At 73.2% G+C, this 15,768-nt stretch carries 12 protein-coding genes; 6 read left to right on the forward strand and 6 right to left on the reverse strand.

What is annotated here, in order from left to right; genetic code table 11:
• Positions 1-20 precede the first annotated feature (20 nt).
• From NAEX_RS13380 to NAEX_RS13390, 3 genes are read right to left on the reverse strand one after another with little or no spacing between them, the layout of a single operon-like run.
• A complete protein-coding gene (locus NAEX_RS13380) occupies positions 21-515 on the reverse strand; it encodes an endonuclease V (RefSeq protein WP_245913703.1) in 495 nt (164 codons plus the stop codon).
• An 18-nt stretch (positions 516-533) separates the two neighbouring features.
• Positions 534-1,466, reverse strand: a complete 933-nt coding sequence (locus tag NAEX_RS13385) for an LIC_10091 family protein (RefSeq protein ID WP_096327892.1) — start codon at positions 1,464-1,466, stop codon at positions 534-536.
• A gap of 49 nt (positions 1,467-1,515) precedes the next feature.
• Entirely contained in the window at positions 1,516-1,788 is a 273-nt protein-coding gene (locus tag NAEX_RS13390; RefSeq protein ID WP_211302407.1) for a hypothetical protein, read from the reverse strand.
• 95 nt (positions 1,789-1,883) lie between these two features.
• Here NAEX_RS13390 and NAEX_RS13395 point away from each other — a divergent pair, with 95 nt between their 5' ends.
• Entirely contained in the window at positions 1,884-5,561 is a 3,678-nt protein-coding gene (locus NAEX_RS13395; protein ID WP_096327893.1) for a serine/threonine-protein kinase, read from the forward strand.
• A gap of 37 nt (positions 5,562-5,598) precedes the next feature.
• On the opposite strand, the gene NAEX_RS13400 is transcribed toward NAEX_RS13395, so the two are convergent.
• Entirely contained in the window at positions 5,599-6,234 is a 636-nt protein-coding gene (locus tag NAEX_RS13400) for an RNA polymerase sigma factor (protein ID WP_170135693.1), read from the reverse strand.
• Positions 6,235-6,491: 257 nt separating this feature from the next.
• Here NAEX_RS13400 and NAEX_RS47790 point away from each other — a divergent pair, with 257 nt between their 5' ends.
• On the forward strand, positions 6,492-6,719 hold the full coding sequence (locus NAEX_RS47790; protein WP_143140691.1) for a hypothetical protein: 228 nt from the start codon (positions 6,492-6,494) through the stop codon (positions 6,717-6,719).
• A gap of 823 nt (positions 6,720-7,542) precedes the next feature.
• On the opposite strand, the gene NAEX_RS13410 is transcribed toward NAEX_RS47790, so the two are convergent.
• Together NAEX_RS13410 and NAEX_RS13415 are read right to left on the reverse strand one after the other, a co-directional pair.
• Complete coding sequence (locus NAEX_RS13410) at positions 7,543-8,955, reverse strand: KamA family radical SAM protein (RefSeq protein ID WP_245913705.1); 1,413 nt, start codon at positions 8,953-8,955, stop codon at positions 7,543-7,545.
• A 196-nt stretch (positions 8,956-9,151) separates the two neighbouring features.
• Positions 9,152-9,619: an ATP-binding protein gene (locus tag NAEX_RS13415; protein WP_245913706.1), complete on the reverse strand. Its 468-nt coding sequence runs from the start codon at positions 9,617-9,619 to the stop codon at positions 9,152-9,154.
• 282 nt (positions 9,620-9,901) lie between these two features.
• Between NAEX_RS13415 and NAEX_RS13420 the strand changes: the two genes are divergently transcribed.
• From NAEX_RS13420 to NAEX_RS13435, 4 genes are all read left to right on the forward strand, one after another.
• On the forward strand, positions 9,902-10,885 hold the full coding sequence (locus NAEX_RS13420) for a peptidase associated/transthyretin-like domain-containing protein (protein WP_096327897.1): 984 nt from the start codon (positions 9,902-9,904) through the stop codon (positions 10,883-10,885).
• 300 nt (positions 10,886-11,185) lie between these two features.
• Entirely contained in the window at positions 11,186-12,802 is a 1,617-nt protein-coding gene (locus tag NAEX_RS13425) for a DNA polymerase (protein ID WP_096327898.1), read from the forward strand.
• Positions 12,803-12,892: 90 nt separating this feature from the next.
• Positions 12,893-14,446, forward strand: coding sequence for a TldD/PmbA family protein (locus tag NAEX_RS13430; RefSeq protein ID WP_096327899.1), 1,554 nt, complete (start codon positions 12,893-12,895; stop codon positions 14,444-14,446).
• The gene (locus NAEX_RS13435) at positions 14,439-15,752 is read left to right on the forward strand and encodes a TldD/PmbA family protein (protein WP_096327900.1); all 1,314 of its coding nucleotides are present in this window, start codon (positions 14,439-14,441) and stop codon (positions 15,750-15,752) included. The genes NAEX_RS13430 and NAEX_RS13435 overlap by 8 nt, the downstream gene beginning before the upstream one ends.
• Positions 15,753-15,768 lie beyond the last annotated feature (16 nt).

Genomic DNA, 15,768 nt, shown 5'->3' on the forward strand with positions numbered 1-15,768 from the left:
GACGCTGCCTGGCCTTCGGCTCACGCCCGGCGGCACAATTGATCGACCAGCCGCAGCAGCGTCGGCACCCGGTGCGGTCCGTGCATCGTTCGCACGTGCGCGGCCGCCTCGTCGGCGCGCATGCCGATGGCGGTGACGAACAGCGGCCGGCGGCTGTCGCCGCGCAGCACCTCGCGGGCCGGCGCCCCGCGGAACGGGTTCTTGGCCACCCCGACCACGGGGGCCGCCTCGCCGAGCGCGCGGTACAGGTGGACGCCCAGGCCGGGCCGGTCGGGCCCGAGCCACACGTGGCCGTCGACCACGATCGTCGCCGGCCGCGCCGGGCAGCGGGCCAGGGCCGCCAGCAGGCACGGCAGCTCGCGCGTGTAGAACGCCCCGGGCGCGTACTCGGCGGCGGGCGGGCCCGTCACCGTGAAGCTCGAAAGGACATGTTCTTCGGACCATGTCTCGAAGAGCACGCAAGCGGTCACCGCCGCGTCCGGGCGGTAATCGACGTCGAGCGCGGCGATCGCCACCCCCCCGTCGATACCAGCTCACGGCCGCGCGCGCGAGGGGTCGACCACGTGGACGCGCCGGCTGACCAGGTGCTCCCCTTTCTTGAAGCCGCGGATCCGGTAGACCGAGCGCACTTTCGGGTTCTGCGCCCACGCCTGGAAGTCGGCGCCCTGCTGCAGGATGTACTCGAAGCCGGCAGGCCGGCCCGGCAGCGTGCGCAGCACCTGCCCGCCCGCGAGCGGCAGCCCCTGCACGTTCGCGCGGAACTCGGGCGTGTACAGGAAGTACTGCTCGATGTTCGACAGGTACAAGAGGCCGACGCGCAGGTCCGCGGCCCGCAGCGCCTCCCCGACCGCGCGGACCGTACCGGCGCGGGTGAAGTCGCCGCGCAGCGCGATCACCCGGCCCGCGCGCACCAGCCCGGCCACGCGGGCGTACAGCCGCGGGTCCGACAGCAGCCATGCGCGGCCCTTGCTCGCCATGTGGCGTTCGAGCTCGGCGAAGCGGCGGGCCACCGCCGGGCGCGCGGCGACGAACGTCTCGACCAGCGCCGCGCCGCCGGCGGCCTCGACCAGCGCCAGCGCCTCGGCCTCGCCCGCGGGCGTCCACAGCCGCGAGAACTCGGCCGGCCCCGGCGCGGCGGCGAAGAACGCGGCGTAGATCCGGTGCAGCGCCACGATCGCGGGATCGAGGTCGATCAGCACCAGCGCGCGGGCGTCGGCCCAGGCCGCGAGGATGTAGCCGGGGTCGGCCGCCACCGCGACCACGACCTCGCCGAGGTCCTGCACCGCGTCGGCGACGAGGTCGAGGTCGCGCTCGTTGGAGGCGAAGTAGTGCAGCCCGTTCGTCAGCGGCCCGGTGTCGACGTCGGCGGCGAGCGACCGGGCCGCCGCCGCGAAGCCATCGGGGTCGGCGCGCGCCCCGGCGGGCAGCAGCGCGAGGGCGAACACGGCCGGGAGGAGGCGACGCACCCCGGCTCTACGCCCCGGCGCGCGCGGCGATTCCCCGGCTGCGAGGCGCTCAGCCGTGGAAGCCGGTGCCGTCCCAGCGGTGCGCCGGATCGGGGTAGAAGAGCGCGCCGCCGGTGTCGCGGTACTCCTGGCAGATCAGCACCAGCCAGCCGCCGGGCACGCGGGTCCGATAGGTCTCGATGTTGTTGCTCGCGGTGAGGCGCTCCCACACCACCTGGGGGCGCTTCATCCCGCGCTCGGTCCAGTAGGCCTCGCTGTTGGGGTCGCCTTCGGATTCGTAGCCGCCCTCGACTTCACCCCGCATCATGTTGCTGATCGCCATGGCGAAAGCGATGGTGACATAGCCCGGGAACCCCGACCAGGGGGACTGGGCCATTGTCGCGCCCGCTCGGCTTTGGCAATCTCGCGGGACCCCCCGTGCACAAGGATGCTCCGGCGGACGCCCCCGACGGCGACTCCTTCGCGGCGCAATTCGCCGCGGCCGTGCCTCCGCGGCCGCGCGAGGCGCCCGCGGAGCACACGCGCGCCCGCCTGGCGGCCCAGCTGTTCGGCGCGGCCGTGGAGGTCCCGCCGCTCGGGCCCTACACGGTGCTGCGAGAGATCGGGCACGGCGCGATGGGCGTGGTCCACGAGGGCCGAGGCCCCGGCGGCCAGCAGGTCGCGCTCAAGACGCTGCGGAGGCCCGACCCCGCGGCGATCGCCCGGCTCAAGAAAGAGTTCCGCAACGTCGTCGACGTCGGCCACGCCAACCTCGTCGCCGTCTACGAGCTGGCCCTCGATCAGGCGCGCTGCGAGTGGTACATCGCCATGGAATATGTCCCCGGGGACAGCTGGCTGGCGCACCTGCGCCCGGGCGGCGAGCGGGCCCCCGAGGCCGTCATCCGCGCCGCGCTGGGCCAGCTCGCCTCCGGCGTCTACGCCCTGCACCGCGCCGGCCTGCTGCACCGCGACCTCAAGCCGTCGAACGTGCTCGTCACCCGCGAGGGCAAGCTCAAGATCGTCGATTTCGGGCTCGCGCGGCTGGCCGACGGCGGTCACGAGGGCCTGGCCGGGACCGCCGGCTACCTCGCCCCCGAGCTGCTGGCCGGCGGCCCGCCGTCGCCGGCCAGCGACTGGTTCGCCGTCGGCGTGATGCTCTACGAGGCGCTCGCCGGCCGGCGCCCGCGCGTCCCGCCGGGCCCGACCCCGCTCGACGGCGTCCCGGGCGACTTGCAGGGGCTCTGCCGCGACCTCCTGGCCGAGAACCCGAGCGCCCGCCCGAGCGGGCGCGACCTGCTGCTGCGCCTCGGCCTCGACGCTCCGCCCCCGCCCTCGCCGGTGTTCGTCGGCCGCGCGGGCGAGCTGGCCGCCTGCAGCAGCGCCCTGGAGCGGCCCCCGGCGCTGCTGCTGCTGGTCGGCCCCTCGGGCGCCGGCAAGTCGGCGCTGCTGGCCCGCGTCGCCGCCGACCTCCGCGACCGCCGCGGCGCCCTGGTCCTCCACGGCCGCTGCTACGCCGGCGAGTCGGTCCCCTACAAGGCGCTCGACGGGGTGGTCGAGGCGCTCGCCCAGCACCTCGAGACATGTTCTCCAAAACATGTCTTTACGTGCATATCCGAAGAGGCAGCCGATCTCCGGCGCGTGTTCCCGGCGCTGCACCGGGTGGTCGGCGCCGTCGGCGGGGGCGAGCCGGCCGGAGCCGCCCCGCGCGAGACCCGGCGGCGGGCGGTCGCGGCGCTGCGGCGGCTGCTCGGCGAGCTCGCGGGCGCGCGGCCGCTCGTGCTGGCGATCGACGACCTCCAGTGGGGCGACGCCGACTCCGCGCGGCTGCTCGGCGAGCTGCTGGCCCCGCCCGACCCGCCGCCGGTCGTCGTCGCCGCCAGCGTGCGCAGCGACGCCCGGCCCGGCTCGCCGTTCTTCGCCGAGCTCGACGCCGCCCCCCTGGCCTGCGAGATCCACGAGGTCGAGCTCGCCCCGCTCGGGCCCGCCGAGGCCGAGCGCATGGCCGCCACCATCCTGGCCGAAGGGCCCGGTCGCGGCGACGACCCCGGCCTGCGCCAGCGCCTGGCCGCCGCGATCGCCCGCGAGTCGCAGGGCAGCCCGCTGTTCATCGAGGCCATGGCGCAGCGCCTGGGCGGCAGCGCCGAGGGGGTCGCGACCTCGCTCGACGGCGCGCTGCAGGCCGAGGTCGCCGCGCTCGAGCCGGGCGAGCGGCTCGCGCTCGAGCGCCTGGCCGTCGCCGGCCGCCCGTTGCGCCGCGACCTCGCCCTGCCCCGCGAGCTCGGGGCCGCCGCCGCGCGGGTGCTCGACGGCGCCGCGCTGGCGGTCCTCGGCGCGCGCCGGCTGGTCCGCCCGTGCGGCGAGGGCGACAGCGTCGAGACCTACCACGACCGCGTGCGCGAGGTCGTGCTGCACCGCCTCGGCGCCGACGACCGCCGCGCCCATCACCGCGCCCTCGCCCTCGCCCTCGCGGCCGGCCCCGACCCCGACCCCGACGAGCTCGTGCTCCACTTCCACGGCGCCGACGACCTGCCCCAGGCCAGCCGCTGGGCCCTCCGCGCCGCCGAGCGGGCCGCCGCCGCCCTCGCGTTCGCCCGGGCCGCCGCCCTGTACGAGAGCGCCCTGTCCTGGGGGACATATCCGCCGGAACATGTCCTCAAGTACACGCTCGCCCGCGCCGACGCGCTGGTCCACGCCGGCCGCTGCGCCGAGGCCGCCCCCGTCTACCTCACCGCCGCCGCGCTGGCCCCGGACCGCCTGCAGGAGCTCGAGCTGCGCGGCCGCGCCGTCGAGCAATACCTCGTGTCCGGCCGCGTCGACGCCGGCCTGCGCGTGCTCGGCCCGCTGGCGCACGAGCTCGGCCTGCCGTTCCCGGCCACCTCGGCCGGCACCGCCTTGCGCCTGGTCGGCGAGCTCGCGCGCCTGGCGATCGCCCGCCGCCGGGCCGCGCGCGAGCCGGTCGCCGCCGCCGACGTCCCCGCCGAGCTGCGCCTGCGCATCGATCTCTGCTGGTCCGCCGGCAAGGGCCTCGGCTTCATCGACCCGATCCGCGCCGCCGCGATCTCGGCCCAGGGCCTCCGCCTCGCCCTCGCCAGCGGCGAGCCGCGGCGGATCGCCCGCGCCGCCGCCTACCTCACGATCGTCGACATCAACGCCCCCGACCCGCGCCGGGCCAGCGCCGCCGCCCGCGAGCTGGCCCTCGCCCGCGGCCTCGCCACCCGCCTGTCCGACCCCCACCTCACCGGCCTCACCACGATCCTCACCGGCGTCGCCGCCCTCAACAACGGCCAGTGGCGCCGCGCCCTCAGCGGCGTCGAGACCGGCGCCGACCTCCTGCGCGCCCGCTGCGTCGACGTCCACTGGGAGCGGGCGATCGCCCACGCCATGGCGATGCACGCCCACCTCATGCTCGGCGACTTCGCCGCGCTGCGCGCCCGCGCCGAGTCGTGGCAGCACGAGGCCGAGGACATCGGCGACCGCTTCGCCCTCGTGGTCGCGATCCTCTACACCGCCCACGCCGCCCTGGCCGCCGGCGAGCCCGCGCGCGCGCGCGCGGCTGTCCGCAAGGCCCTGTCCTTGTGGCCATACGAGGGCTTCTCGTTCCAGCACTGGCTCGCGCTCGGGGTCGAGGTCGACTGCGACCTCTACGACGGCCGCGGCCGCGACGCCTGGGCGCGGGTCGAGCGGGCCTGGCCCGCGCTCGTCCGCTCGCAGCTGATGCGCATGCAGATCCCGCGGATCGACGCCCACCGCCTGCGCGCCGGCGCGGCCCTGGCCGCCGCTCGCGCCGGCCAGCACCGCTTGATCAGGGCCGCCGCCGCCGACGCCGCGGCCCTCGCCCGCGAGCGCATCGAGCTGGCCCACGCCGCCGAGGACCTGATCCGCGCCCAGATCGCCGCGCTCCGCCGCCGCCCGGCCGCCGACCTGCTGCAGCGCGCCGCCGACCGCTTCACCGGCGGCAACATGCCCGCCCTCGCCGCCGCCGTCCGCCACGGCCACGACCTCCTGCTCGGCCGCCCCCCCGCGGCCGCCGAGCTGGCCCTCACCCGCTGCGGCGTGCGCGACCCGAGCCGCTGGGCCGCGACCGTCGCACCTGCCCTCTATCACCTGTCACGATAGACATGTTCATCAGAACATGCTCACGAGGCCATGTCCTTCACGACCTGTCTTCTTGCACTTCCCAGGCCAGGCTCGGCAGCGCGGCGACCCACCGGTCGAGGTCGAGGTCGACCGCCGGCAGCTCGGCGAGCGCGTCGCCGGCCGCGAGGTCGGCCATGTGGCGGCGCAGCTGCGCCTTGGCGGCCTGGAGCTTGCCCTTGACCGATCCGAGCGTCACCCCGAGGGCCGCGGCCAGCTCGCTGTGGCTCATGTGCTCCCAGTAGTGGAGCTCGAGCAAGATCTGCAGGTCGAGGGGGATCCGCCGCAGCGCCGCGGCCAGCAGGCGGGCCGCCACCGCCTCGTCGACCAGCCGGCTCGGGCTCGGTCCGAGGTCTTCGAGCGACGTGTGGACCGCGTCGAAGCGCTCGTGCAGGTGCCTGCGGTAATGCGCGTAGAGCACGTTGCGAGCGGTGCCGAAGAGGTACGCCCGCACGCTGCTCGTCGACTCGCCGGCGATCCGGTCGCGCCCCTCGACGCACGCGAGCATCGTCTGCTGGATCAGGTCTTCGACGTCGCGCGACACCTTGCCGGCGAAGAAGCGGTACAGCCCGTCGAAGTGGCGTTCGAACAACGCATTGCCGGCCGTGAGGTCTCCCTCTCGCCACCGCCTCAGCAGCTCGCGCTCGTCGTCCACTGCACGCATCGTAGCCGCCTCGTCGACCCGCGTGCCACATCCGAGGAACCTGCAGGCGCAGGCCCGCAAAAGCCCCCTGTGCAAACCATCGACATGGCCGGAAGGCCATGGCAGAACGGTCACGCGTGAACCCCGCTAGAGCCCGCTGGACCTGCAGATGTCCGCGCCGTTACAGCGCGTGAACGCGATTATTTTCAGAAAGACAGATCCTTATGGGCGTGGCCATCACTACATAAGGCAACGACAGGACGGCCGTCATGCCCCCCATCAAGCCCACGCGCACCCATGCAGACACCACACCTCCGCGCGAGGTGTCTGCACCGGAGCTGTCGTCACGGACCTCGCCCCCGCCCGAGGTCGACCCGCTGCGCCAGCTCTTCCGTCGCCACGCGAACCACTTTTCGGGCGTCCGCGCCCGCCAGATCCAGCATCGCCTGCGCGACCGCCTCTTCCGCGAAGTTCCGGGCGATCCCGAGTCCCCCTGAGCGACTCCCGACCGCCGCGTCTGCGGAGCCCCGCCGCTGCGCACGCCTGCAGAGGACCTCGCGTGCGACGTCCTGTCGCATCGCGCCGCGTCGCAGCGCGCAGTGAAACCTCCGCGCCCCGCTCCAGTGAGCCTCGCGCCGCAGCGCCCCACGGACGTGCCCGCGACGCGAGCGCCGGCGGGGGCACCATTTTGGAGCATCTCCCGGCCAGGCCTCACGGGCGCGCCCCCAGGCTCGTGCCGCCGGCGTGGCCCCCGTGCCAGTGAGCATCACGCCGCGCCTCACGGACGCGCCCGCAGGCTCCCGTGACGCTCGCGCCCTCGAGGTCCCCTTCCGTGAGCAACACGCGGCCGCGCCTCACCGACGCGCCCGCAGGCTCCCGTGACGCTCGCGCCCTCGAGGTCCCATTCCGTGAGCAACACGCGGCCGCGCCTCACCGACGCGCCCGCAGGCCCCGTGACGCTCGCGCCGGCGAGGCCCCATTTCAGGGAGCTCGCGCGTCCGATCTCACGGCGCTCGCCTCGCCGAAACGACGGCCGGGCGTCGGCACGAACGGCTCCCTCGATTCGGCGCCCGAGATGCCGGTCGTGTCGCGGCCCCCTGTCTTCGAGGTCGAACCAGCCGTAGCGATGCGACGGTTCCCACGGCCCTCGAAGCATCCGATCGCTGCCGGTAAGCAGCACCGCGAAACAGCATCGCCCGCCCGTCGCCCCGACCTCGCCGCATTCGCGAGTCCATGCCCGCGAACCACTCGATGCCGCCGCCGCCTCATTTCGCGAGCGCATGCCGCGGCCGTGACCGCGGCATGGCTCACCTCGCCGTCTCAGCGCCGGCGGTCCCGCGCCGCCGCGATCGCCTCGCGCACCATCACGTCGTGCTCCGCGGGGTCGGCCCAGCGCTTCTGGCCGGCCTCGGGGAGCAGGTGGATCGGGTCGAAGTACAGGTAGTGCGCGTCCGCGTTGACGTTGGGGCTGCGGTACACGCTGATGCCCGTCTCGCGGTTGTAGTGCTCGAACGAGTGGCAGTCGCGCTTGCCGCCGCCGCCGGGCGCGTCGACCACGAACGTCGGCGTGTTGAAGCCGGCCGTCAGGCCGCGGACCTGCTTCTCGAGCTCGATCGCCGTATCGACGGTGGTGCGCAGGTCCTCGACGCCCTTCACCAGATCGTGCACGTACACGTAGTACGCGTGGACGTTCAGGTAGCTCATGCGCTTGATCAGCAGGCGCATCGCCTCGGGCGTGTCGTTGACGCCGCGCTGCAGCACCGACTGGTTGCGCACGAACACGCCGGCCGAGAACAGCCGGTTCATCGCCCGCTGGGTGATCTCGGTCAGCTCCGACGGGTGGTTGAAGTGCGTGTGCAGCACCACCTCTTTGTGCAGCTTGCGCCCGCGCTCGACCACGCCGACCAGCGCCGAGAACCACGCGTCGTCGGTGAGGATCTTCTGCGGCATCACGGCCGGGCCCTTGGTCGCGAAGCGCATGCGCCGGATGTTGGGCATGTCCAGCAGCCGGTTGCCGATCGCCTCGATGTGCTCGGCCCGCAGGTTGTACGCGTCGCCGCCGCTGATGACGATGTCCTCGAGCTCCGGCCGCGACGCCACGTACGCGAAGGCCCGCTCCCAGCGGTCCTGCGTCGGCCGCAGGTGCACCTTCTCGACCTGGTCGGTGTCGATGCCGACCGCGTAGCTGCGGGTGCAGAACCGGCAGTACACCGGGCAGGTGTCGAGCGCCAGGAACAGCGCCTTGTCGGGGTAGCGGTGGGTCAGCCCCGGCACCGGCGCGTCGGCCTGCTCGTGCAGCGAGTCGAGGTCGAGCTTGGGGTGGTCGGGCAGCAGCCGCGAGCCCATCGGGATGAACTGCCGACGCAGCGGGTCGGCGACCGGATTGGACCAGTCGATGAGGCTCAGCAGATACGGCGACACCCGCAGGCTCATCGGCGAGCGGTGGAACCCGTCGCGCACGTCGGCGATGAACTCCGGCGAGACCAGCTCTTGCACCGCCTCGAGCAGCTTGTCGGGCCGCGTGATGGTGTGCTTGGCCTGCCACTTGTGGTCGAGGAACGTGGCCTCGTCGATGTCGCGATACGCGGGGATCTTGCGCCAAAAATCGCCGCCGAGGAGCTGCCGGTGGACGAGCGAGGCCGGGTCGACCGGCGGTTTGAGGGCCGGCACCGGCTCGCCGCCGGGAGCCGCCGTGGTGGTCGTCACCACGGGCAATTTGATCGGGCTCGTCACGCTGCTCTCCATAGCCGACAAGGTGTAGTCGAAAACCCCGCTCGGGGGCACAGAGGCGCGGATCTTCGCCGCAATCGCGCCCAACTCGCGGCCATCGCTGCGAGCTTCGCCACGCGCGAGGGCCCCGCACACCTGTCCACAAGCGCAACGGCGCACACGCCGGGATCTAGCTCACAAGTGCGCCTACTGCGTGGAATCAGCAACCTCTGCGCATATGCGAGGGCCGATGAAATCGACCTGCAGCCCGCCGCCCGCCGAACTGTCGAACACCAGCTCGAGCCCGTGCAGCGCGGCGACGCGGGCCGCGATGTGCAGCCCGAGCCCCTGTCCGTCCGGCGCCCGCCTGCGCGGCGTCGCTGCGAAACCCGCGTTCGACCAGCCGCGCCAGCTCGTCCGCGGGCACACCCGGGCCGTCGTCGACCACCCGCAAGCGGAACCTGTCGCCGGCGAGACCTTCGAGCAGCACCGCCACGTGCCCGCCCGCACGGTTGTGACGGATCGCGTTGTAGACGACGTTGCCGACCGCCTGCTCGAGCAATGTGACATCGGCGTCGACCCGCAGCGGCGACTCGGGCACCGCGCCGTCGAGCTCGACCTGCGCGTAGCCGGACAGCGCCTCCTCGGCCGCGCGGTGGCGGGCGACCGCGTCGAACAGCACCAGCACGACGACGGGCCGCGCCCTCGGGCGCGCTCGTCCGCCCCTCCGTCCACCAGGTCGGATCGTCGCCCGCCCGGCGCAGGTGCATCACGATCTGCCGCCCCAGCTCGCGATCGTCCTCGATGATCAGCACGCGCTCCGCCACGCCTCTGTGGTTCTCGATCCGCCCGCCGCGCGCAACGCCGCCCCGCGTGAGCCGCCTGCACGACTCCGCTTGGTGTTCACCCGCGACCTGCAACATTTGCTTAAGATCCCTCGCCTACGATCCTCGACGAGGGAGCAAGCACCATGACAGCGCCATCCATCCTTCGACGTCCCACCCGGCGCGAATTCGCGCTCGGCGCCCTCGGCGGCGCAGCAGCGGCGGTCCTGGCCGCCTGCGGAGACTCCAGCAGCGGCGACACCGACACCACCACCGGCACCACCGACGGCGACGCCACCACCACGACGGGCACCACCGACTCGACCACCGGTCCGACCTCCACGAGCGGCCTCACCACCGGCGCCGAGACCACCGACAACAGCACCACCGGCGACGACCCGACCGGCGCCACCACCGGCGCCGCCTGCGGCGACGCGACCGCGTGGGCGACCGGCGGCACCGCGGCGATGACGATGAAGCACTGCTACCCCGACCCGTTCGCCGGCGGCGTCACGGAGTGCGCGCTGATGTGCGAGACCACCGCGGGCCCCTGCACGGCCGACGCGATCGAGCGCCAGGACGTGAGCGAGGGTTGGTCCGGCCTGCCGGTCCGCCTCGCGCTGCGGATCGTCGCGGCGGACACGTGCGAGCCGCTGGCGAACGCGAAGGTGGAGATCTGGCACACCCAGCGCACGGGCGTGTACTCGGGCGTGACGCCGAGCGGGGCGTTCTGCTACGGCGACGACCCCGACGCCGAGAACCACCTCTACTTCCGCGGCACGCAGACGACCGGCAGCGACGGCCGCGTCGACTTCGACACCTGCTTCCCCGGCTGGTACGGCGGCCGCGCGATCCACATCCACTTCCGCGTGTACCTCGACGACGCGCTGTACGCCACCTCGCAGCTGTTCTTCAGCGACGACCTCAACGCCGAGATCTTCGCCGACCACCCCGAGTACAGCGAGTTCGGCCAGCCCGACACCACCAACGAGACCGACAACATCATCGGCGGCGAGGACGACAAGACCAACTACCTCCTCACCGTCGCCCGCATGCCCGACGGCGCCATGCTCGCGTCGAAGGTGATCGCCATCCGCGCGTCGCTCGACCAGCCGTCCTGCCAGACTTAGGGCGGCGGCGGCATGCCCCCGCCGATGCCGTGAGCCCCGCGCGAGGAGTGACGCGACGGAGTCACTCCGACGACCTCGCGTCCTCCACTCGCTGCGTCACGTCGCACCGACGCCCGCGCAACCTCGACGCGCCGAGATCGCGTCCACCGTCGCGTCCTCACGTCGCCCCGCGGCGACCTCGTGAACCTCGGCGCGCTCGCACCTCGCTCGCGCGCTCGCCGACCGCCCCGATCTTCGTTCGCGCCGCCGCAGCCCGTTCACCGTCGAAGCGCGCCCTCGCTCGCGCTACACTGGCGGGCCGTGACCGCGATCGCCAGCGAGGACGTGCTCGACGCCGCAGGCCTGCGCCGCGCCGTCGACTCGCTCGTCGGCAGCCCGGTGCTCGGCGTCGCCGTCGTCCTCGCCGCGCCGCACCCCGACCTGCCGCGCGAGTCCGCCAGCGACCCGCGGCGCGTCCGCGTCGACCTGCTCGCGCTCGCCGCCGAGGGCCGCACCTTCGTCGTCCACTGCAACTGCTTCTCGCCGTCCGACCTGCGGCAGCTCGCGCCCGTGCTCGCCGGCCCGCACGCGCCCTACGTCGTCTTCCCCGACGCCCAGTTCCACCTCACCGCCCTCGCCGGCCTCGGCCTGGCGGTCGCGCGGGTCGGCTGCACGCGGACCGCCGCCACCCTCCTCGCCGAGGGGGTGATCGCCCGCCACGACGAGCTCGAGATCGCCGCCCTGAGCCGGCGCCACCTCGGCGCCGCCTTGCCCGGCGAATGGCTCTCGGGACAGGTCCTTCCGGCCTGGTCGCGCCTCGAGGTCGTGGCCGCCGCCGCCGCCGCCGCGCCCGCGCTGCTCCGCGTCCTCACCCCCGAGCTGCGAGCCCACGGCCTGTCGCGGGCCTACGAGCTCGAGTGCAAGCTCCTGCCCGCGGTGGTCGCCATGGAGGCCGCCGGCGTCGGCGTCGACGGCCCGCGCTGGACCGCGATCGCCGACGGCTGGCGCGCCGAGCTGCAGGTCACCGAGGCCCCGGAGCGCCGGGCCCAGCTCGAGAAGTTGATCTCGACCTACGCCCACTGGCCGCGCGAGCACCTCGGCGACGACAGCCGCATGCGCCCGCACCTGCACCCGCTGGCGACCGACTCGGGCCGGTTCGCCTGCAGCCAGCCCAACCTGCAGCAGGTCCCGTCGGAGCACACCGCCCCGGGCCTGCGCTCGTGCTTCCGCGCCGAGCCGGGCAACGTGCTGGTGATCGCCGACTACGCGCAGATCGAGCTGCGCGTGGCGGCCCACCTGGCGCCGTGCGCGGCCATGCGGGACGTGTTCCACGCCGGCCGCGACCCGCACCGCGCGACCGCGGCGACCCTCGCACGCAAGCCCGAGGCCGAGGTCACCGCCCACGAGCGCAAGCTCGCCAAGGCCGTCAACTTCGGGTTCTTGTTCGGCATGGGCGCGCGGCGCTTCCAGGAGTACGCCGAGGCCAACTACGGCCTCGTCCTCGACCTCGCCGCCGCCGAGCGCGCCCGCGAGGCCTTCTTCGCCACCTTCCCCGGCATCGCCGCCTGGCACCGCAAGGTCTCGGCCCTGCAGCCCCGCAGCGCCCGCGAAGACCTGACCGTCCGCACCGCGCTCGGCCGGCGCAAGCGCTTCCCCGCCGGCAAGTTCAGCTTCAACGCCGCCCTCAACATCCCCGTCCAGGGCACCGCCGCCGAGGGCTTCAAAAAGGCCATGATCGCCCTGCATCCGGCCCTCGCCGAGCTCGGGGGCCGGGGGATCCTCTGCGTCCACGACGAATACCTGGCCGAGGTCCCCGAGGAGCACGGCGAGGCGGCCCGGGCGCTGGTCCAGCGGGTGATGCAGGAGGCCATGGCCGAGGTCGTGACTTCGGTGCCGATCGTCGTCGACAGCCGGGTCGCGCGGCACTGGGCCGAATGATTTACGCCCACCGGCCACATCCTTTCATCGCCGCGAAACCTCACGCCCGTTCTTTGTTTCCAAGCACCCCAGCACCACGCGGAGCCCTTCATGTCCCAGACCCTCTCTCGCCGCTCGTTCGCGGCCCTATCGACCCTCGGCCTCGGGCTCCCGGGCTTGCTCGGCGGCTGCCGAGGGACCACAAAGGCCGGGAGCACCACCATGATCCCCGGTGAACAAGCCCCCCTCGCCGACCACCTCGCGTGGTTCTCCGTCGACAAGCCCACGATCGCGCGCGTCATGAGCGAACTGACGGCGCGCGGCGCCGACGCTGCCGACCTCTACTTCCAGTACAGCCGCGACAACTCGATCACGATGGAGGACGGCATCATCAGCCGCGCCAGCTCCTCGATCGACCAGGGCGTCGGCCTGCGGGTGGTGGTCGGCGACCAGACCGGCTACGCGTTCACCGAGGACCTCTCGCTCGAGGCGATGCTGGCGGCCGCGCGCACGGCGGCGGGCATCGCCCACGGCGGCGCGGCGCACGCCCCGGTCGAGTTCAAGCAGCGCTCGCGCTCGACCAACTTCTACACTTTGAGCCAGCCGTGGGCTGAGGTGCAGACGGTGCAGAAGCTGCCGCGCATCGAGCAGCTGGCCGCGCTCGCGCGCAAGGGCGACCCGGCGATCCACAAGGTCACGGTCAGCTGGGCCGACGGCGAGGAGCTCGTGCTCATCGCCGACATGCACGGCAACATCCACACCGACGTCCGGCCGATGACGCGGCTTTGGTGCATGCTGACCGCCAAGAAGGGCGACGTCACCCAGAGCAACAGCGCCAACCTGGCCGGGCGCCACGGCTTCGACTGGTACACCGACGAGCGGCTCGAGTTCCTGGCCAAGGAGGCCGTGTCGCGCACGATGGTGCTGTTCGACGCCAAGCGCCCGCCGGCCGGCGAGATGCCGGTGGTGCTGGCGGCCGGCGCCAGCGGCATCCTCCTGCACGAGGCGATCGGCCACGGCATGGAGGCCGACTTCAACCGCAAGAACACCAGCATCTACGCCAGCATGATCGGCAAGAAGGTCGCGCCGGACTTCGTCACGATCGTCGACGACGCGACCCAGCCGGGCGAGCGCGGCGCGCTCAACGTCGACGACGAGGGCAACCCGGTCGAGAAGACGGTGCTGGTCGACCACGGCGTGATGGCGTCGTACCTGCACGACAGCATCAGCGCCAAGCACTACAAGGTGAAGGCGACCGGCTCGGGCCGGCGCGAGTCGTTCCGCCACTCGCCGATGCCGCGCATGCGCAGCACGTACATGGAGAACGGCCCGCACACGCGCGAGGAGATCATCGCCTCGGTCAAGAAGGGCATCATCGCCGAGACCTTCACCAACGGTCAGGTCCAGATCGGCGCCGGCGACTTCACCTTCTACATCAAGAACGGCTGGCTGATCGAGGACGGCAAGATCACCGCCCCGATCAAGGACATCAACATCATCGGCAACGGCCCCGAGGCGCTGCGCAACGTCACCATGGTGGCCAACGACTGCAAGCTCGACTTCGGCGGCTGGACCTGCGGCAAGGACGGCCAGAGCGTGCCCGTGTCGCAGGGCCTGCCCACCACCCTGGTCTCGAAGATGACCGTCGGAGGCGAGAATGTCTGACCTGCAGCAGAGCGCCCGCACCGCTATCGAGCTGGCCAAGAAGGCCGGCGCCCAGGACGCCTGGGCCGCTGTCTCGCGCGACCGCTCGGTGTCCCTCGTCTACCGTGACGGCAAGGTCGAGAAGGTCGAAGAGAGCACCTCCCGCGGCCTCGGCATCAGCCTCTACGTCGACGGCCGCTACTCGTCGCACAGCACCACCGACCTGCGGCCCGACCGCCTGGCCGGCTTCATCAAGGAGGCGGTCGCGCTGACCCGCGTGCTCCAGCCCGACCCCTACCGCGTGATCCCCGACCCCGCGCTGTTCAAGGACCGCCCCACCGCCGACCTCGAGCGCGTCGACCCGTCCGTCGCCAAGCTGACCCGCGAGCAGCGCGAGGCCTGGTGCGCCGAGATGGACGCCAAGGCCCACTCCGACGCGCGCGTCATCTCGGCCGAGAGCAACCTGTTCAGCGGCGAGTCGCAGGGCGCCGCCGCCAGCAGCAACGGCTTCGACGGCTCCTGGGAGGGCAGCTACGTCGGCTACGCCTGCACCGCGACGGTGCGCGAGGGCGAGGACAAGCGCCCCGAGGGCTCGGCCCACGCCGTCGGCCGGTTCCTGTCCGGCCTGCCCGAGCCGGCGGCCGTGGCCGCGCTGGCGCTGCGCCGGGCGATCGACCGCCTCGGCAGCACCAAGGGCCCGACGGTGCGCACGACGATGGTCGTCGACCCCGAGGCCGCGGTCTCGCTGATCTCGCGCGCCCTGTCGCCGCTGTCGGCCGCGTCGATCCAGCAGGGCCGCTCCTACCTGGCCGGCAAGCAGGGCCAGAAGGTGTTCGGCGACAAGCTGACGATCACCGACGACCCGCTGCTGCCGCGCGGCCTGAGCTCGCGCCACTTCGACGGCGAGGGCATCTCGGCCAAGCGCATGCCGCTCATCGAGGCGGGCGTGGTCCGCAACTACTACGTCGACACCTATTACGGCAAAAAGCTCGGCATGGCCCCGACCACCGGCTCGGCCAGCAACCGCGTGCTCGGCCTCGGCAACAAGCCGCTGGCCGCCCTCATCGCCGACGTCCAGGACGGCATCTACGTCACCTCGTGGCTCGGCGGCAACAGCGACCCGACCACCGGCGACTTCTCGCTCGGCCTCCGCGGCCACCAGATCAAGGGCGGCAAGATCGGCGCCCCGATCGGCGAGATGAACGTCACCGGCAACCTCGCCGCCCTGTTCGCCAAGCTCGCCGTCGTCGGCGACGACCCCTACCCGTACTCGAGCCTGCGCGCCCCGACCCTCGTGTTCGAGGACGTGCAGTTCAGCGGGACCTGACCCGAAGGACCTGCCG

It is taken from the genome of Nannocystis exedens (genome assembly GCF_002343915.1).
Classification (GTDB): domain Bacteria; phylum Myxococcota_A; class Polyangia; order Nannocystales; family Nannocystaceae; genus Nannocystis; species Nannocystis exedens.

Bases quoted from the DNA above. Each gene is read 5' to 3' on its own strand.
- NAEX_RS47790 (WP_143140691.1), top strand. From the start codon at position 6,492: ATGCCCCCCATCAAGCCCACGCGCACCCATGCAGACACCACACCTCCG.
- NAEX_RS13420 (WP_096327897.1), top strand. From the start codon at position 9,902: ATGACAGCGCCATCCATCCTTCGACGTCCCACCCGGCGCGAATTCGCG.
- NAEX_RS13430 (WP_096327899.1), top strand. From the start codon at position 12,893: ATGTCCCAGACCCTCTCTCGCCGCTCGTTCGCGGCCCTATCGACCCTC.
- NAEX_RS13435 (WP_096327900.1), top strand. From the start codon at position 14,439: ATGTCTGACCTGCAGCAGAGCGCCCGCACCGCTATCGAGCTGGCCAAG.
- NAEX_RS13390 (WP_211302407.1), bottom strand. From the start codon at position 1,788: ATGGCGATCAGCAACATGATGCGGGGTGAAGTCGAGGGCGGCTACGAA.